General features: G+C 35.6%; 27 protein-coding genes. 26 read left to right on the top strand and 1 reads right to left on the bottom strand.

Annotation, left to right across the window (positions count from 1 at the left end; translation table 11 throughout):
• The first annotated feature begins 67 nt into the window (after nt 1–67).
• From MHB61_RS10185 to MHB61_RS10280, 20 genes are all read left to right on the top strand, one after another.
• Nucleotides 68–874, top strand: coding sequence for a PD-(D/E)XK nuclease-like domain-containing protein (locus MHB61_RS10185; protein ID WP_137016115.1), 807 nt, complete (start codon nt 68–70; stop codon nt 872–874).
• Nucleotides 874–1,788: an AAA family ATPase gene (locus MHB61_RS10190; protein WP_249351729.1), complete on the top strand. Its 915-nt coding sequence runs from the start codon at nt 874–876 to the stop codon at nt 1,786–1,788. The genes MHB61_RS10185 and MHB61_RS10190 overlap by 1 nt, the downstream gene beginning before the upstream one ends.
• 228 nt (nt 1,789–2,016) lie before the next feature.
• Complete coding sequence (locus MHB61_RS10195; RefSeq protein ID WP_283657081.1) at nt 2,017–2,823, top strand: helix-turn-helix domain-containing protein; 807 nt, start codon at nt 2,017–2,019, stop codon at nt 2,821–2,823.
• Nucleotides 2,807–3,079, top strand: coding sequence for a hypothetical protein (locus MHB61_RS10200; RefSeq protein ID WP_262652032.1), 273 nt, complete (start codon nt 2,807–2,809; stop codon nt 3,077–3,079). The genes MHB61_RS10195 and MHB61_RS10200 overlap by 17 nt, the downstream gene beginning before the upstream one ends.
• Nucleotides 3,069–3,458: a RusA family crossover junction endodeoxyribonuclease gene (locus MHB61_RS10205; RefSeq protein ID WP_262652031.1), complete on the top strand. Its 390-nt coding sequence runs from the start codon at nt 3,069–3,071 to the stop codon at nt 3,456–3,458. Before MHB61_RS10200 ends, MHB61_RS10205 begins: the two co-directional genes overlap by 11 nt.
• A 2-nt stretch (nt 3,459–3,460) precedes the next feature.
• Nucleotides 3,461–3,700 (top strand): DUF1031 family protein, encoded by a 240-nt coding sequence (locus tag MHB61_RS10210; protein ID WP_031560849.1) that lies wholly within the window; start codon nt 3,461–3,463, stop codon nt 3,698–3,700.
• Between the two features lie 109 nt (nt 3,701–3,809).
• Nucleotides 3,810–4,073, top strand: a complete 264-nt coding sequence (locus MHB61_RS10215; RefSeq protein ID WP_137016123.1) for a hypothetical protein — start codon at nt 3,810–3,812, stop codon at nt 4,071–4,073.
• 20 nt (nt 4,074–4,093) lie between these two features.
• Nucleotides 4,094–4,300, top strand: coding sequence for a hypothetical protein (locus MHB61_RS10220; protein ID WP_137016125.1), 207 nt, complete (start codon nt 4,094–4,096; stop codon nt 4,298–4,300).
• Nucleotides 4,301–4,308: 8 nt separating this feature from the next.
• Complete coding sequence (locus tag MHB61_RS10225) at nt 4,309–4,584, top strand: DUF7336 domain-containing protein (RefSeq protein WP_014570536.1); 276 nt, start codon at nt 4,309–4,311, stop codon at nt 4,582–4,584.
• A gap of 11 nt (nt 4,585–4,595) precedes the next feature.
• Nucleotides 4,596–4,877: a hypothetical protein gene (locus tag MHB61_RS10230; protein WP_137016127.1), complete on the top strand. Its 282-nt coding sequence runs from the start codon at nt 4,596–4,598 to the stop codon at nt 4,875–4,877.
• Nucleotides 4,874–5,392 carry a DUF1642 domain-containing protein gene (locus MHB61_RS10235; protein WP_137016129.1) on the top strand — a complete coding sequence of 173 codons (519 nt, stop codon included), beginning with the start codon at nt 4,874–4,876 and terminating at the stop codon, nt 5,390–5,392. The genes MHB61_RS10230 and MHB61_RS10235 overlap by 4 nt, the downstream gene beginning before the upstream one ends.
• Nucleotides 5,389–5,697, top strand: a complete 309-nt coding sequence (locus MHB61_RS10240) for a hypothetical protein (protein ID WP_137016131.1) — start codon at nt 5,389–5,391, stop codon at nt 5,695–5,697. Before MHB61_RS10235 ends, MHB61_RS10240 begins: the two co-directional genes overlap by 4 nt.
• A complete protein-coding gene (locus MHB61_RS10245) occupies nt 5,694–6,113 on the top strand; it encodes a dUTP diphosphatase (protein WP_011834789.1) in 420 nt (139 codons plus the stop codon). The genes MHB61_RS10240 and MHB61_RS10245 overlap by 4 nt, the downstream gene beginning before the upstream one ends.
• 2 nt (nt 6,114–6,115) lie before the next feature.
• The gene (locus MHB61_RS10250; protein WP_249351731.1) at nt 6,116–6,649 is read left to right on the top strand and encodes a hypothetical protein; all 534 of its coding nucleotides are present in this window, start codon (nt 6,116–6,118) and stop codon (nt 6,647–6,649) included.
• A 133-nt stretch (nt 6,650–6,782) separates the two neighbouring features.
• Nucleotides 6,783–7,124 (top strand): hypothetical protein, encoded by a 342-nt coding sequence (locus MHB61_RS10255; protein ID WP_249351733.1) that lies wholly within the window; start codon nt 6,783–6,785, stop codon nt 7,122–7,124.
• Nucleotides 7,114–7,806: a hypothetical protein gene (locus MHB61_RS10260; RefSeq protein ID WP_262652026.1), complete on the top strand. Its 693-nt coding sequence runs from the start codon at nt 7,114–7,116 to the stop codon at nt 7,804–7,806. Before MHB61_RS10255 ends, MHB61_RS10260 begins: the two co-directional genes overlap by 11 nt.
• Nucleotides 7,807–7,852: 46 nt before the next feature.
• Entirely contained in the window at nt 7,853–8,092 is a 240-nt protein-coding gene (locus MHB61_RS10265) for a hypothetical protein (protein ID WP_137016548.1), read from the top strand.
• Nucleotides 8,089–8,274, top strand: a complete 186-nt coding sequence (locus MHB61_RS10270) for a DUF1660 domain-containing protein (protein WP_137016550.1) — start codon at nt 8,089–8,091, stop codon at nt 8,272–8,274. The genes MHB61_RS10265 and MHB61_RS10270 overlap by 4 nt, the downstream gene beginning before the upstream one ends.
• A 7-nt stretch (nt 8,275–8,281) precedes the next feature.
• The gene (locus MHB61_RS10275; RefSeq protein ID WP_137016552.1) at nt 8,282–8,467 is read left to right on the top strand and encodes a hypothetical protein; all 186 of its coding nucleotides are present in this window, start codon (nt 8,282–8,284) and stop codon (nt 8,465–8,467) included.
• Nucleotides 8,464–8,649 carry a hypothetical protein gene (locus tag MHB61_RS10280; protein WP_058212988.1) on the top strand — a complete coding sequence of 62 codons (186 nt, stop codon included), beginning with the start codon at nt 8,464–8,466 and terminating at the stop codon, nt 8,647–8,649. The genes MHB61_RS10275 and MHB61_RS10280 overlap by 4 nt, the downstream gene beginning before the upstream one ends.
• 187 nt (nt 8,650–8,836) lie before the next feature.
• On the opposite strand, the gene MHB61_RS10285 is transcribed toward MHB61_RS10280, so the two are convergent.
• A complete protein-coding gene (locus MHB61_RS10285) occupies nt 8,837–8,971 on the bottom strand; it encodes a MucR family transcriptional regulator (protein WP_160257223.1) in 135 nt (44 codons plus the stop codon).
• 170 nt (nt 8,972–9,141) lie between these two features.
• On the opposite strand from MHB61_RS10285, the gene MHB61_RS10290 reads away from it, so the two are divergent.
• The 6 genes from MHB61_RS10290 (at nt 9,142) to MHB61_RS10315 (ending at nt 15,183) form a co-directional block, all read left to right on the top strand.
• Entirely contained in the window at nt 9,142–9,567 is a 426-nt protein-coding gene (locus tag MHB61_RS10290; protein WP_058203511.1) for a RinA family protein, read from the top strand.
• A gap of 277 nt (nt 9,568–9,844) precedes the next feature.
• Nucleotides 9,845–10,318 (top strand): helix-turn-helix domain-containing protein, encoded by a 474-nt coding sequence (locus MHB61_RS10295; protein ID WP_137016554.1) that lies wholly within the window; start codon nt 9,845–9,847, stop codon nt 10,316–10,318.
• Nucleotides 10,299–11,750, top strand: coding sequence for a phage terminase large subunit (gene terL, locus MHB61_RS10300; protein ID WP_170959164.1), 1,452 nt, complete (start codon nt 10,299–10,301; stop codon nt 11,748–11,750). Before MHB61_RS10295 ends, terL begins: the two co-directional genes overlap by 20 nt.
• Nucleotides 11,751–11,762: 12 nt before the next feature.
• Complete coding sequence (locus MHB61_RS10305) at nt 11,763–13,292, top strand: phage portal protein (protein WP_137016556.1); 1,530 nt, start codon at nt 11,763–11,765, stop codon at nt 13,290–13,292.
• Nucleotides 13,285–14,115, top strand: coding sequence for a phage minor head protein (locus MHB61_RS10310; RefSeq protein ID WP_029344323.1), 831 nt, complete (start codon nt 13,285–13,287; stop codon nt 14,113–14,115). The genes MHB61_RS10305 and MHB61_RS10310 overlap by 8 nt, the downstream gene beginning before the upstream one ends.
• Before the next feature lie 15 nt (nt 14,116–14,130).
• The gene (locus MHB61_RS10315) at nt 14,131–15,183 is read left to right on the top strand and encodes an XkdF-like putative serine protease domain-containing protein (protein WP_137016559.1); all 1,053 of its coding nucleotides are present in this window, start codon (nt 14,131–14,133) and stop codon (nt 15,181–15,183) included.
• The last annotated feature ends 11 nt before the right edge of the window (nt 15,184–15,194 follow it).

Raw genomic sequence — 15,194 nt, forward strand, 5'->3', positions numbered from 1 at the left:
GTGTCTATTAAATTTTATATCTAGATTATATCACGTTTCAACAAAAATAAGAAACGGAGAACATTAAATGACGGAAGAAAAACTAAGATTTAGTTTTTCTGATATTAGAACTTTTCAGGAATGCCCTTTTAGATTAAGGGAAAGAAAAGCAAAAAGGTACGCTGAATCTCCTACAGAAGCTATGCTAGTTGGCTCTTATGCTCATGCAATGCTTGAGGGAGATAAAAGCACCGATGATTTTATCCAAGAGCATTCTGTGGATATGATGGGCAATATTGGTAAGAAAAACCAAGGCATTAAAAAAGTTTTTAAAGATATTGTGATGGCGGTTAATGAAGTCAAAAAGACTGAAACTTATCAGTCTTTCGATACTTTACATACTCATAAAGAACTTTATATCAGAGCTGATTATGATGATTTTGTGATTAGTGGAAGAATTGATGTCTTAAGGTTTGACCATGAAAACAAAACGATTGAAATCATCGACTGGAAAACCGCCGCAAGCTTTGAAGATATATTTGATAAAAATATCAGAGCTTATTTGGAATGGTACAGCCATTATAGGGAGCAATTAGCTTTATATGCGTGGTTAGTCGCTCAAGAATTCTCTGATTATACAAAACTAGATTATACAGTGGTTGGAAAAATTGTAGGTTTTACCAAGAAACTGCCAGTAAATATTAAGACAATTACAATGGATTTTGGAAAACTTGCTGATATTTCAGATAAAATTCTTGTTCAAACTGTGTTATCTGAGTTAGATAATATCGCTCATAATATTGAGCATGAGGGAATGGATGGATACTTTTGTCATAATTGCGACTGCTGTATCCAAAATAAAAAATACGAAGAATTAGAGGTAGAAGTATGGTAATGCAAATTAAACCTGCAGGGACTAGAAACCCTAAACTGACACGAGTCCTTATTTCAGGAGGCGGGCTTTCAGGAAAAACGACACTAGCGGCTAAGTTTGCCAGTAGTAATGACAGAGCCTTATTTATTAGTACTGACGGGAATGCATACAAGCAAGGTTACCAAGCAATAGACTTTGAATTTCCTCAAAAAGCTGAACAAATTATCACAAATTTTACTCAAGCATTAAATATGGCAGAACAAAACGCTGAAAGCTGGGATGTCCTTGTAATTGATTTGATTGAAGACTTTGACGAACGGGCCCAAACCTTATTGCGTGGCGAACTTAATAATTTTAAATCGACAATGAAAGCATGGGGAAAAATCAATAGTTTATACAAAGATATGCAAAGTTTAATGATGAGTAAGTTTCATGATAAAACAATCGTTTTGCTTAGTCGAGATGTTGAAGAAATTGACCAAAAATCAGGCGAAGTCATTGGATATAAGCCTGCTTTAAGAAAATCTCTCAAAAATATCATTCTAAAAGACCAAGATGTTGAAATCAGAGCTTATTTTGATAGAAGCGGTAATCGTCAATTTGATATTTCTAATTTAAGGTATGAAGAAATGAAAGGGATGCTTCAACAAATTATTGCTAAACCGTTTGAGATTCCTCAACCTGCCATTGACCCAAAAGAGCAACAAGAATCAAAGGAAAAAGCTAATAAATTAAAAGCACAATATGATAAAGCTTTTGCGGCTGCAGCATCTCATAATGCAAGTGATAAAGACATTGAGTATTGGAAAAATATGGAACCGTCAGAAGCGATTATGTCTATTGCCGATTGGATTCGAATTAAAGAATCCGCTCAGTCAGTCGTTGATGAAGAAGAACTAATTGTGGATGAATTATTTCCAGTAGGTCAAAACTAAACCTATGAGCAAACTGCAGTCCTCAAAAATCCTGAGCAGTAGAATTAGAAATAATTCAACTTTAAGCAAGACTACCTTGGGCGGTAGTACTCGTATTTAGTCAAAGCTGGAGGGTGGCGGAACGAGCCGTAAAGTCAATGAGTATTTAGTGTTTACACATAACCACTCATCGCCAGCTTTTAATTTGAAAAATAAAACTTGAAATAAATATAGAAGAAAGGAGAAAGTTTGGAACAAAGTACAAAATTCTTCAATCAAATACCAGTGCCAATTGTGGAAGCTGATGATTTAAATGATTTTGAAAAACTTCTTTTTAGTGAAATATACACGATGGCTAATTCTTTTGGAAGCGTCTTTCCGTCAAATGCTTTTTTGGCAAGTAGATATGGAAAAAGTAAAAAAACAATATCCGTAACATTAAAAAGCTTACAAGAAAAGGAATATATAAACCTAAAATATGAATATGAGGGGAAAGAAGTAAAAAGAAGATACATTTTACCCTATTTACATAAATGTAAAGAGGGTATATACACAGATGTAAATACCCCTACACAAAAACGTAAAGAGGGTATATACACAGATGTAAAAGATAATATATCAACTAATAAATCAATTAATAAATCAACTAATAATATATCGGACAAGTCCGATAAAGAGTCTGATTTAGAAACTAGATTTAATAATATTTGGAAAATATATCCTAACAAAAAAGGAAAACCGAAAGCTCTATTAGCCTATAAAAGAGCTGTAAAATCTGGAACGACAGACGAAGAGATTAAAACTGGTCTTGAAAACTATTTGGCAGAAATAAGAGTTAAAAATACCCAACAAAACTATATAAAGCATGGTAGCACATGGTTTAACGGTAAGGGTTGGGAAGATGACTACGATTTAATGCCTATTCAAAATCAAACGTACAAAAATAATAAAGTTTTCAAATCTGCTCCTAACTGGTCTAATCAAAGATTTGAAAAAGACGAAGAAACACTGACAGCGGAAGAATTCGAGGAATATATGAATGGCTTGGACTCTTAAAAAACGTGCTCTTGATGAGGGGCTATCAGAATACTACCGTAGCTTTATTCCTGGGATTACCCATAAACAATACTGCAGATATGTTGAAAAAGCTTATGAAGAGGAAATAGTATTAAGTCCTATCACTTTTATCGCAATAGTTAAAGGTATTGACAATGAAAAAGCAACCGAAATATTTTATGAAAAAAATAAAGAACTGACAGATTCAGGAGTAATGCCTGCAATTGCTAGATTTGGAGAAGCAAGTGAAGTTTGAATTTGAATTGGATAAAATGCCAACTACTCAGCAGCAAAAAGGCATTAAAAAAGTGAAGGGTAAACTTCAATTATATGACCGTAGAGGAACAAATAACTACAGTCTTAAAGCTCAACTCATGAAAAATAAACCGAAAGAGTGCTTTGAAAAAAACGTTCCTTTGAAGCTATCCGTTACTTTCTTCTATGCAATCAAGCAAAAAAAGCGTTGGTGGCAATGGAAAACAAGCAGACCTGACTTAGACAATCTTATGAAGAACTTACAAGATTATATGACTAAGTTGCGTTATTACAGTGACGACAGCCAGATTGTATGGCTTGAAGCTAAAAAGGTTAATGACGAGAAAAACAGAATAGAAATTGAAATTACAGAGGTGTAAGAATGATTAAAACAAATTTTGTCACTTTGAAAAAGCTGTATGGATTGGCAAGAAATAATAATTTCAACGCTAACCACAAAGAATTGTCTGTGAAAATCAGCGGTCGAACTAAGCACAATCACGAACTCTCTAAGCTTTACTTAGATATTTGCAATAAATACAACCATTCAAAGCAAATGAAATGGAAAGATTTATACAAAACACTTGAAGAATTAATTTCAGGTTTAGCAATTGAACTTTAATAGCTCTAATTCATGAAAATTACGGTTACATTGAGCGCTTAAACTGTTTCATGGATAATTTATCACGAACTAGACAAAAGCGCTTAGAAGCTAAAATATGAGGTGGATTATGGAATTAATCAACTTATCAGATAAAAAACTTGAATCCAAAAAAGGCGGAAGATTTCAAGTAACAATTAAGACAATTGAACCCACCGATTCCATCTTAGTAAGTTATGAGATAAAAGTTAAGGATATCGGAGAAGAAGATGGATACGTTTCTATTTATCAGAAATCATACTCTGGAAGTAATCCTGAAAAAATAGCCCAACAGATGGTTGATGGAATAAAAAGAAAAAAAGTAACTAAAATAAAAGTCTATTATTTGGATTGACTAAAATATGAGGTAGTAATATGTTCAGCAAAAATGGAATAAGGCGTGGAGATAAAATATGCTTCCGCGACACAAAATTCTTAAAAGTTATCGAAGTTACTGACAAATACATAACGGTTGAAAAAGACCAGTTCACTAAAAAATCAGTTAAGCGTGATGATTTTAGAATTGTAAAAATAAATGGAAGATACCATGCATGTGAACTCTTTGACAGAGTTGTGAAGTGAGGGATGAGATGGAAGTATATATTGTAACCCAGTCATGGGGGATTTATTCTGACTACACAGAAGTAGTTCTTGGAGTAGTTTCAAGCATGGAAAAGGCAAAAGAGCTATCGCTGAACGCTGAACCGGTCAGTTGGGAAGATAGTACTGTAGAAGTTGAGTGTTTTGAACTTGACGGAGAACGAAAATCATTTTCAAAAGCGGAACGAGAAGCATATAAATCAAATGATGATTTCTCTAGCAAAGACCGTATTATTTTGAACGAGCTAGATGAAGCTGGGATATAAGGAGCAGATGGATGAAACTAAGCGAGATTGAAGCGGTAAGCCCAGAAGATTTTGTGGTCTTTGACAAAGAAGACGGCATGCCATACAGCTATGTCATTGATAGATGGTATAAAACTGGCGCAAAAGAGGTTGATGATTTTCCTAAACTCTACACATCAGAGCAAATGCAAGAGTACGCAAAAGCAAATTGTTGGGAGTTGATTAACTGGTATGTTGAAACTACTGGTGACGTTAACCACGCAGCAGAAATGAAAATATGGATGGATGATGAATTTGGAGGACACGAAAAATGATTAAGTTTGAAGAAGAATTAAACGCTCTACCAGTATCGCACAGTACAAAATATACAGAGTACTGGAATAAAGCTCAACTACTAACGGTATTCAAAGATTGGCAACCACAGCAAGCCCTGCCAGTCGTGCCTGAGTGTGTGGACTTATTCATCAAAGAATGTAGAGAATTCAACTATGATTTGGATCAGGCTTTTTATGAACAGGAAGATGGATCAGAAGCTACTGAAAATAATAAATGTATTCTTTGGAGACGCAATCATCCTGATGAGTTCGCTCGTGCATGGTTAGACGGCTACACAGTCGAAAAACCGCAGCTGTTCTATATTGATTTACCAAAAGTTTTTGGATTAAGCGATTCAACTAGCGATTCAACCTTCGTATCAAAAGCGGAAAGTGGAATAATCTTAGAATTTACAAAAGGGAAAGATTATGCATTAAAATTAACAGAACAAGAAATCAAGTCAATTGATGAGCGTTACTGGCAGTTTGCTGTGCCTGTGGAGGTGGAAGAATGATCGAGAAAAAATATTATGTGTTTCTTAGTCCGTTAAATAATGGGAACAAGCCATTTTTTCAACTAGTAAGTTTTGGATTTATGGCAGAATTATTTGGTTTTGCTAAATGTAATACCAAAAATAAAAACGGTAGATATGAGAATAAATACTCTAAATTCACAAAATCAGAACTTGCTGAAATCATGGGCGGTGCGATTTATAAAAAAGAAATCACAGATGTTTATGATGCTCAAACAGAACAAATGGGCTTTCCTGAATGGATTAACCCACTCATTGAGCTTGTGCCTGTGGAGGACGGAGAATGACAAGAAAATTTAAAAAACTAGACGGAAATGCGACTATTCCAGAACGAGCGACAGAACACAGCGCAGGTTATGATATTTCAGCAAGCGAAACAGTTACGATTCAACCTGATGAAATAAAAATGGTAAGTACTGGGCTAGCTGTTCAACTTGGTGATGATGAAGTATTGAAATTATACGACCGCTCAAGCAATCCAGTTAAACGTGGCATTGCATTGATTAATTCAGTAGGAATTATCGATTCAGATTACTATCCGCAAGAATTCAAAGGCTTATTTATGAATATCTCAAAAGAGCCTGTAACCATTTCTAAAGGTCAAAGAATAATGCAAGGGGTATTTGTCAAATACCTTACAACAGACGATGACAACGCAAATGGAAAGCGTACAGGCGGATTTGGTAGCACTGGGGAGGTGTGAGAATGACACAAGAAACAGAAAAAGAGCGCATTTATCTTGAAGCACTAGATGAAATAAATAATTTAGCAATTGATGTGGCCATGGATTTTGAAGAAACTGGAATTGGTTCAGTTGATTGCGGAAAAATAATGGATATTGTAAACAAAGCGTTTTTTGCAGGAGCAAGACAACAATCTTCCACCACTGACAAACTTTCGGTTGAAAAACTCCAAGAAATTCGAGTAGAAGAGCTTAAAGATTTTAATTCAAAAATTTTACAAGCAGAACTTGAAAATCAGAAACTACAAAAAGAGATTGATGCTGCTAAAAAATATATTGAAGAATCTTATAAAGCAGATAAAGAAGACAATAAATTACTTGATCTAATTATTGAAGCTGTTGCAAAACTAAAATCAGATAACAAAACTTTGAAAAAGTATATCGAGCATGTTATTGGAACGATTAAACATGATGGGCATTTAGGAACTATTCAAACAGACTGGGTTTTGCCTGATTTAGAAAAAGCACTAGCAGAGATTGGAGGGAATGATGAATAAGTCAGATTGTTACACTTGTGGAGAAGAGTTTGAAGATAATAATTGTGAGTTTTGCTCATTTGCTTATCCCTTTTGTTCGCTAGAATGCTATGACAAATATATGGAAAGTTTATGAAAAATGAAGGGAGCGGCGATGAGTAAAGAAATTCAAGGTTGGAGAGATATTATCCAACAAAACGGGAAAAGAGTTCAACCCCAGCTCACGATTCCGAAAAGCATTGTGGATGAGTTGGATAAAATCCCAAATGAAGCTAAAAGATATGTTCAAGAAAATGGTTTTGATGATTACTCTATTCTTGATGATTTTGTAGAATTACGAGAATTTTATGAAGCTGATGAAGATGAAGCTTTTCCCGGATTTACAGGATTAAAAGAATTTGTCAAGGATAATTTAAATCTATGTGCTTTATACCTCGCAGGCAAAGCCCTCGGAGTTGATTTAGTGAAAGTGGTGGAGGGGATAGATGACAATTAATGAGCAACAATTCTATGACATGCTCAATGTTGATGAACATATGAATTTCACAAATCGAATTCAAGAACTTGTTTTTGATAAAAAAGGGCGTGAAGAATTTTACTCTAAAATCTTAAATATCCACCATGACATGGGAGTTGATTTCTTTAGAGACTATTTTATGGCTCATTCAGCTGTTTCAGCAAAAGGGCAGCATTATACACCAGATGAACTTGGTAAGCTCACAGCGTTGCTTGTAGGTGGTTCTGGAGGTGCTGATTTAACTGGAGCAGGAACAGGAACTCTAATTATCCAAAAATGGCAAGATGACCGAATGAATGCAGACTTTTTTAACTATTTGCCGAGTAACTATTGGTACCAGGCATTAGAATTATCAGATGAAGCTGTATCGTTCTTAATCCACGCTTTTGCAATTCGAGGAATGAATGGTGTAATCATTCATGGTGATGCATTGGAAATGGCCGCGAAACAAGTTTATTTCATTCAAAACAGTGCTAATAATCCGATTGGTTTCTCAGAGATAAATGTTATCCCTCACAGCAAAGATGCAATGGAATTTTTAGGGATTCATGAATGGACGGAACAGGCAATTGAACATATTGAAAGTAAATTTCCTGACTGGATTCCACTCATAGAAGAAAAGAAAGAACAGATGAGTTTATTTGACGAGGTTTCAGAATGACCGACAAACTAATATCGCTGGTCAATGACTGGTGGGGAGGGATTGAATGAATCCAAGAATAAGTGAACTGTTTGACGAGCTAGACTTTATAACAAGTATAGCCAATAATATACATGCTGGTAGTCTATTTGCTTCTGAAAGTATAAGAAAGAAACTTCTAATAAAAACAATTGATAACCTGCGTGAAATAGATGTTATTAGACACTCATTAAACCCACAGATTCCAGAACCTTGGGCTAGTATGAGCGCTGATGAGATTATTAAAGGATTAGGAGTATATAAATGAAAATTTTGTGTAAGCTGTTCGGGCATGATTATGACCCGCCAGCACTTATTGGAGATGAAGCACCAACATATTGTAGTCGTTGCGGTGAATTATATGTGGACCAGTCTTATTTCAACCGCTCAGACCTTGATGAGTCTGAGAACGTGTTCCCTGAAAAATGGCTTGATAAACATATGGATTGAGGTGGAGATGAAAAAATTTGAGTTATATAGCGCAGAATTCGTTAGCAAATATAGAAAACCTAAGTGTGTAATGAATATTATTGAAGCTAATAATTATGCTGAAGTAATCCAAAAACTCGAAAGCAACGCAGGTTGGTACACTGCTGACAACGGTGCTTTCAAAGTTGCCTATATCGAGGAGGTTGTGGAATGAAAAAACATACCTATTTAGCAATATTCAAAGGATATAGCATTAAATTCGTTGCAACGGAAGATAATTTAGCTGAGGTTATAAGTTTTGGAAAAAAATGGTTTCATGTCAAAGATAGTGAAACTGACGAAGTAATTTCTTTAAACGTGATGAATATCTTGTATTTTAGAAGAATAGATGAGTAAAAAACGAGTGTTTTAATAAAAATAAAAAAATACCTGTCAAACATTTAGTGATAGAGGTTAACAAATATAAAGACACTTTCCGATTATATTATATATTTACTAATTAAAGAAAGAGATAAAAATAAAATAAAAAGCTCAGAAATGGTAGCCATTAGTGAGCTAATTGGTGAACTTCGAAATTAATTATTTAATCTAATGCACGCAAAGTTTCATGAACATCTTTAATCAAGCTAGTAATTTCATCATTGCTATAAGCGTAATTATGATTACCTAAATAAGCAATTACAATTTCTGAAGTCAATTCTTTATCTGTTTTAGACATATAATTCTCCTTTCTAATGATGTAGTTAAATTTATTAACTCAAATATATTATAGCACTATAGCACAGTATTCAATGACTAATTTTCTTGAGTACCAAAAAAAGCCCACTGCAATGGGCTTCGGCAACTGAATTTCTAACTTAATTATACCACAAAAGGAGAATTTGATGAATGGCAGATAAGTTAGATAGAATTATTGGAGATTACGTTAATGGCAGACTTGAAGCCAGAATAAAATCAATTGAAAGTAGATATCTTTATAAGCAAAAAGTAGATAACTTAGGCATTCGTACAGCTTATTCTGGTGGTTCGGAACAGTTAAGTCATGTTATTAATCAGGAAAAGCTTGAGAGTGACGAAGAATATCTTAAACTTAAGGAGCAATTAGAGATATTAGACTTTTGGTTTAAACCTTTGATACCAGATGAAAAAAGAGTTATTGAACTAAAATATAGCGGTTATGCTGGCTTGTACTGGTACCAAGTAATGCAATATTTAGATATCGAAGGAATTGAAGATATTGGCTTGAAAAAAGCTAAGACGATATTCTACAAATTTAGAAATGATATCTACCGACAAATGCAACACTGTTTTTAGGGCATATTTTTGGACAAAAATTGGCACGAAATTGCCTAAAATTGGCACCTCAACCGCTGTTTTTACTGATATACTTGTATCATGAAGTTATCAGCGAAAGCAAACAAAATGTAATTCGTTCGGTTGGATATACTTCTAACGTTGCTGGACGATAAAACCAGCGTAGCAAGGAAAGCACCACTGGAGAGTGCGCAGGGTTCGACTCCCTGACTTGCTATTATATTTTATTACAGGTTGTCCAATGGGCAGCCTTTTATTGTTGATGAAAGGAGGAGAAATGGCAAAAGCTAAATATGAAGAATGGATTTTAGAAGAAGGATTGCTCAAAATTCAAGGTTGGGCAAGAGACGGCTTAACAGAGGAGCAAATCGCTCATAATATGGGGATTGCCGTTTCAACTCTGGGTAATTGGAAAAAAAGTCATCTGGAGATTTTGGAGGCCCTAAAAAAGGGTAAAGAAGTTGTTGACATTCAAGTTGAAAATGCTTTGCTTAAACGTGCTTTAGGCTATGAATCTGTTGAAGTAACTAAAGAATTAACGGATGCTGGTTTATTGGTAACAAAAGAAGTTACTAAGCAGGTTGCACCAGACACAACCGCGGCTATTTTCTGGCTTAAAAATCGTAAGCCAAATGAATGGCGAGATAAACGAGAAACACAAATTTCTGGTGATATTGGGGTTCGTAATCCTATGCAAAACCTAACAGAAGAAGAACTTCGGAGGTTAGCAAATGGCATTGATGGAACATGATATGAACAAAATTCGTGAGGAGGCCCTTAAAGAGCTAGCTAGAAGAAATTATATTGATTATTTCTACTATGCTAATAACTGTACTTTTGAGCCGTTAAGACATCAAAGGTATATTGCTCCTTATTTGCAACGAATATCAGACGGTGAACGTCTTTTTATTATCGTTGAATTACCACCTCAACACGGTAAATCAACATTCATTACAGAATCTTTCCCCTCATATTATTTGATGAAGAATCCAGATAAACTTGCAATGGTCGTTTCTTACTCAGAAGAACTTTATAAAAAGTTTGGTAGAAAAAACCGTGAAAAATTTAGAACTTTCAGCAAGGAATTATTTGATTTAGAAATTAGTTCTGATACTGCCAGTGTTTCAGAGTGGGGAATAGATAATCATTTAGGGCAACTTTATAGCACATCAATTTTAGGTGGAGCTACAGGTCGTGGTTCAAATTTGCTCATTATAGATGACCCTATAAAAAATAGGGCTGAGGCGGAATCTAAAACTATTCGCGACAAAATATATAGCGAATGGCAAGATACCTTTTACTCCCGTTTATCTGCTGATGGTTCTGTCATTGTTATCATGACTAGATGGCATGAGGATGATTTAGCAGGACGACTTCTTAAAGAAAATAAATTACCATGGATTGAAATAAAAATACCAGCAGTTGCTGAAGAAAATGACTTATTAAATCGTGAAGTTGGTGAATCTCTTGCCCCTGAAATCGGAAAAGATGAAGAGTGGGCAAGGCAAACTAAAGAAGTAACCGGCTCTCGTGGTTGGGCTGCTTTGTATCAACAAAGGCCAACACCAGCTGGCGGGAATATTTTTAAACGGTCATGGGCCAAATTTTATGTGCCTACACTCGAAATGAAAGTTAAATTAGGACTTGGTGATGATGTAAAAGTTATGCCAAGTCATTTTGATATTCAAATGCAGTCATGGGACTGTACATTCAAAGATAAAAATACATCTGACTTTGTTTCTGGTCAAGTATGGGCGCGTGCTGGTGTAGAAAACTATTTACTAGACCGCCACCATGAGCGAATGGGGATTGTTGATACTATGAAGGCTATTGAAGTCATGACAGCCAAACATCCAGAAGCTATTGGAAAGCTTATTGAGGATAAAGCCAACGGTTCTGCAGTAATTGAAATGCTACAGAAAAAAATAAAAGGTATAGTACCAGTAAATCCACAAGGTGGTAAAGAAGTAAGAGCGCAGGCAGTATCTCCTCTATGGGAGGCTGGCAATGTTTATTTGCCACATCCACTATGGAAATCATATAGTGACGAGATACTTGATGAGTTGACTGCTTTTCCAAATGCAGCGCATGACGATGATGTCGATAGTATGACTCAGGCACTTGTCAGATTAGATAAAAGGCCAGTACACACAAGAAGAGAAAATAGAACAACAGCATTTTAGGGAGGTGATAAATTGACATCTAAAATTATAAGTGGTGGGAAATCTGGTGGAATTCCCAAAGGGTTAAAGAAACAGGCTGTTATGGCAGATGAAAGCAGGGTATTAGCTTCTGTTATCAAAAGCGAAAATGGAGAACAGAGTTTTAGAAGAGATTTGACTTTAATTAGTCCTCCTTATGATATTGCTGCTTTGAGAGATGTAGTCGATAATAGCAATATTCTTAACCAATGTATTGAAGCTTATGCAACTAACGTTGCTGGATTCGGTCTTGATTTGAGATACAAAATGGATGATTCCAACGAAAACGAGGAAACAAAAGCAGAGTGGGATGTTCTTACAGAATTACTCAATGAATTAAGCTTTGAACGTCCGCCTAAGGAAATCGTCCAAGAAGTCATTCGTCAAGTCGAAGAATGTGGAAATGGATATTTTGAAGTTATTAGAAATGGCGTTGGCCATGTTGTGGGAATTGATTCGATTAAGCCTGAATTTATGACAGTTACCAAGCAGAATGTAGTCACTAATGACCAAGGGCAACAAATTAAGGTTAGATACTTTAATTATCGTGACAACTCAGATGATAGCTCCGTAAATTCTGGGACTTGGTTTAAGACTTATGGTGATACAACACCACTTGATACGAATGGTTCTATTGGCAATGGAACAGCAACTGAAGTTATCCACATTAAAATCGGAGACTTCCAAAGCCCGTATGGCGTTCCAAGATGGATTGGACCGCTGATTAAAATTATTGGTAATCGTAAAGCCGATGAGCTGAATTATCGTTATTTTGTACAAGGTCGGCACATTCCTCTGGCAATCATGCTTGAAAATGCTCAACTTACACAAGCAAGTGAAGCGACTTTGAAGAGCTATGCTGATTCAATTGGTGGAGAAGAAAATCAACATAAATTTATTTTGTTAGAATCTGAAAAAGTTTCGCCAGGAGAAGAAGCGGCAGGCTACGGAGAAGATAAAAGTAAGCCATCAATTAGGGTTGAACATCTTGCTGATGTTTTACAAAAAGATGCACTTTTCCTTGAATATGATGAGAATGTCACTCAAGCTGTTTTAGGGGCGTTCAGGCTTCCTCCAATATATGTGGCAAAGACTACTGACTACAACAGAAACACTGCTGAGACTGCCAAAGAATTGACAGAGGAGCAAGTTTTTCAACCTTTACGTGAATCTTATGCTTGGCGGATTAATTCTTTATTTAAAGAGTATGACCTAAAATATGTTGAAGTTTATCTTAAAGCTCCAAAAATTAAAAACATGGATGACGTTACCAAGTTTATTCAAGTTGCAAATTCTGCTGGGTCTGTTGCTCCAAATGATTTACGCGGCACTCTATCTGATGTACTTGGCTTGCCTTTAGAGAACTTTGAGGGTGAGGAGTATAATTTACCGACCAAACAGTCCAACGCTCAAAATGGGCTAAATTCTGATGATGTGAACCTATCTAAAGCCTATGGCGCAGAAACAGGGGCAGATATAGCGGCAGGTATCCGTCAAATAATGCGGAGGGCGCGTGATGAATGATGCGGAATTAATTCAAAAATCTTTAGAACTATCAGCAGAGGAAAAAGAAGAGCTGATTAAGCTTTTAAGGAAGGCTGGTTTTAGCTTTACTGAAACTCTTGCTGATAATATATCTGATATTGAACAGGAATTAGAGGATATACTTCAGGAAGATTATGAGCAAGTTGCGCCAATCTTGGAAGAGTTAGCTCAGAAAGATAAAAAACCAAGTCGGAAAATGATTCTAGCAGCACTTGCAGCTAGAGTTTTTATTAGTAAAATGTCCGAAAGAGTCAATCCTAAAATAAAACTTTCTTATGTAACGCTTTTTGATAAATTCAATAGCAAATACAAAGGAAATAATGAATTCAATCCTAAAAGTCGTCATTCAAAAGAAATTGATAAGTGGCTTAAAGGTTTACCAAAATTAATGGACCTAACTTCTAAAGAGAGGTTCATTTTTCTTGTTCAATCCTCGTATGACGAAGGAAAGGGCATTAAATGGCTAGAGCGCAACCTCTCTAAACTAGACGAGTTTGGACATAGCAGAGCAAGAACAACATCAATTACTGAGGTTTTAAGGATGTATTCAGGCTCTCAGTATGAAGCGATGATGTCCAATCCGAACATAGTGGGAAAGGAATGGAGGCATACTAGTGGTATAGGAGAACCAAGAATGTCACATGGGCAGGCAGACGGAACAGTTGTTGCAGTTGATGATTTCTTTATTATTGATGGCGAAAGAGCGAGGTATCCAAGGGACCCTCAATTATCACCAGGTAATTCTATCAGCTGTCATTGTTTCATGAATCCTGTACTTGCTGACAAGTACACCAAAAATTAAACAGAAAGGATAAAAATGCGAAAGCTAGAAAATGTAAAAGTTACCCACGTTTCGTATGTTGATAAAGCAGCAAATAAAAAGCAATTCTTTTTGACTAAATCTGCTAGTGAACCAACTTTTGAAACGACAGTAAAACTTTTGACAAAGTCAGATGACCCTCAAAAGCTAGTTTATGGAGTCGTCTATGAGCCTGATGTAGAAGATGCACATGGCGATTTTATGGACGCTGAAACGATTGAAAAAGCAGCTCATGGATTCATGGAAGAATATCAAAACATTGATAAGCAACATGATTTTAAAACGAGTGCTGGAAAAGTTGTTGAAAGTTATGTTGCTCCAAGTGATATGACCGTAGGTGATACTGCTATTGCTAAAGGAACTTGGGTTCTTGTAACAAAAGCTACAGACGAACTTTGGGAATCAATCCAAAAGGGAGAATTTACAGGATACTCTCTTGCTGGAACAGCTGAGGTTGAAGAAGTTAAGAAACAGACTAAAGACCGTTATATCAGGAATGAACCTTCAAGAAATTTAATTGCTGCGATTGATGCTTTTTATCAAACTGCAAATCGATTAATATGGGATGGCGATGAAGAATTACCAGATACTTACGATAGTATTATCGCTGAAGCCAATGAATTCATTGATGTGATAAACCAGTTAAAAGAAGGTAATGGAATAGTGAAATCAAAAGGACTAATTGATACAGTTAAGTCTTTTTTTAATTTAAAAAAACAGGAGGAAGTCGAAATGACTCAAGAAGAACTTAAAAAAGCTCTAGGTAAAGCTTTTGCACCAATCAATGATCGTTTGGAAGCTCTAGAAAAAGCTACAAAAGACCCTAAAGCAGACGGTAAAAAGAAAAAAGACAAAGAGGATGAAGAAGAAACAGCACTTGATGCGAAAGCAGTAGCAAAAGCAGTTTCTGAAGCAATTGCTCCAATGGCTGGACGTCTTGAAGCTCTAGAAAAAGCTCGTGTCAGCAATACTAATGAAATTATTTCAGAAACAGTTAAAAAGTCAGCAACACCAAGTTATGTTGATGCACTTTTCCCAATTGAAGACTAAAGGAGAAAAAC

The organism is Lactococcus sp. FSL K6-0773 (genome assembly GCF_038006485.1).
Taxonomy (GTDB): Bacteria; Bacillota; Bacilli; order Lactobacillales; family Streptococcaceae; genus Lactococcus; species Lactococcus lactis.

What these genes read in the sequence shown, in the direction of transcription:
- MHB61_RS10185 (WP_137016115.1), top strand. Translation starts at nt 68, where the DNA reads ATGACGGAAGAAAAACTAAGATTTAGTTTTTCTGATATTAGAACTTTT.
- MHB61_RS10190 (WP_249351729.1), top strand. Translation starts at nt 874, where the DNA reads ATGCAAATTAAACCTGCAGGGACTAGAAACCCTAAACTGACACGAGTC.
- MHB61_RS10200 (WP_262652032.1), top strand. Translation starts at nt 2,807, where the DNA reads ATGGCTTGGACTCTTAAAAAACGTGCTCTTGATGAGGGGCTATCAGAA.
- MHB61_RS10210 (WP_031560849.1), top strand. Translation starts at nt 3,461, where the DNA reads ATGATTAAAACAAATTTTGTCACTTTGAAAAAGCTGTATGGATTGGCA.
- MHB61_RS10215 (WP_137016123.1), top strand. Translation starts at nt 3,810, where the DNA reads ATGGAATTAATCAACTTATCAGATAAAAAACTTGAATCCAAAAAAGGC.
- MHB61_RS10220 (WP_137016125.1), top strand. Translation starts at nt 4,094, where the DNA reads ATGTTCAGCAAAAATGGAATAAGGCGTGGAGATAAAATATGCTTCCGC.
- MHB61_RS10225 (WP_014570536.1), top strand. Translation starts at nt 4,309, where the DNA reads ATGGAAGTATATATTGTAACCCAGTCATGGGGGATTTATTCTGACTAC.
- MHB61_RS10230 (WP_137016127.1), top strand. Translation starts at nt 4,596, where the DNA reads ATGAAACTAAGCGAGATTGAAGCGGTAAGCCCAGAAGATTTTGTGGTC.
- MHB61_RS10235 (WP_137016129.1), top strand. Translation starts at nt 4,874, where the DNA reads ATGATTAAGTTTGAAGAAGAATTAAACGCTCTACCAGTATCGCACAGT.
- MHB61_RS10240 (WP_137016131.1), top strand. Translation starts at nt 5,389, where the DNA reads ATGATCGAGAAAAAATATTATGTGTTTCTTAGTCCGTTAAATAATGGG.
- MHB61_RS10245 (WP_011834789.1), top strand. Translation starts at nt 5,694, where the DNA reads ATGACAAGAAAATTTAAAAAACTAGACGGAAATGCGACTATTCCAGAA.
- MHB61_RS10250 (WP_249351731.1), top strand. Translation starts at nt 6,116, where the DNA reads ATGACACAAGAAACAGAAAAAGAGCGCATTTATCTTGAAGCACTAGAT.
- MHB61_RS10255 (WP_249351733.1), top strand. Translation starts at nt 6,783, where the DNA reads ATGAGTAAAGAAATTCAAGGTTGGAGAGATATTATCCAACAAAACGGG.
- MHB61_RS10260 (WP_262652026.1), top strand. Translation starts at nt 7,114, where the DNA reads ATGACAATTAATGAGCAACAATTCTATGACATGCTCAATGTTGATGAA.
- MHB61_RS10265 (WP_137016548.1), top strand. Translation starts at nt 7,853, where the DNA reads ATGAATCCAAGAATAAGTGAACTGTTTGACGAGCTAGACTTTATAACA.
- MHB61_RS10270 (WP_137016550.1), top strand. Translation starts at nt 8,089, where the DNA reads ATGAAAATTTTGTGTAAGCTGTTCGGGCATGATTATGACCCGCCAGCA.
- MHB61_RS10275 (WP_137016552.1), top strand. Translation starts at nt 8,282, where the DNA reads ATGAAAAAATTTGAGTTATATAGCGCAGAATTCGTTAGCAAATATAGA.
- MHB61_RS10280 (WP_058212988.1), top strand. Translation starts at nt 8,464, where the DNA reads ATGAAAAAACATACCTATTTAGCAATATTCAAAGGATATAGCATTAAA.
- MHB61_RS10285 (WP_160257223.1), bottom strand. Translation starts at nt 8,971, where the DNA reads ATGTCTAAAACAGATAAAGAATTGACTTCAGAAATTGTAATTGCTTAT.
- MHB61_RS10290 (WP_058203511.1), top strand. Translation starts at nt 9,142, where the DNA reads ATGGCAGATAAGTTAGATAGAATTATTGGAGATTACGTTAATGGCAGA.
- MHB61_RS10295 (WP_137016554.1), top strand. Translation starts at nt 9,845, where the DNA reads ATGGCAAAAGCTAAATATGAAGAATGGATTTTAGAAGAAGGATTGCTC.
- terL (WP_170959164.1), top strand. Translation starts at nt 10,299, where the DNA reads ATGGCATTGATGGAACATGATATGAACAAAATTCGTGAGGAGGCCCTT.
- MHB61_RS10310 (WP_029344323.1), top strand. Translation starts at nt 13,285, where the DNA reads ATGAATGATGCGGAATTAATTCAAAAATCTTTAGAACTATCAGCAGAG.
- MHB61_RS10315 (WP_137016559.1), top strand. Translation starts at nt 14,131, where the DNA reads ATGCGAAAGCTAGAAAATGTAAAAGTTACCCACGTTTCGTATGTTGAT.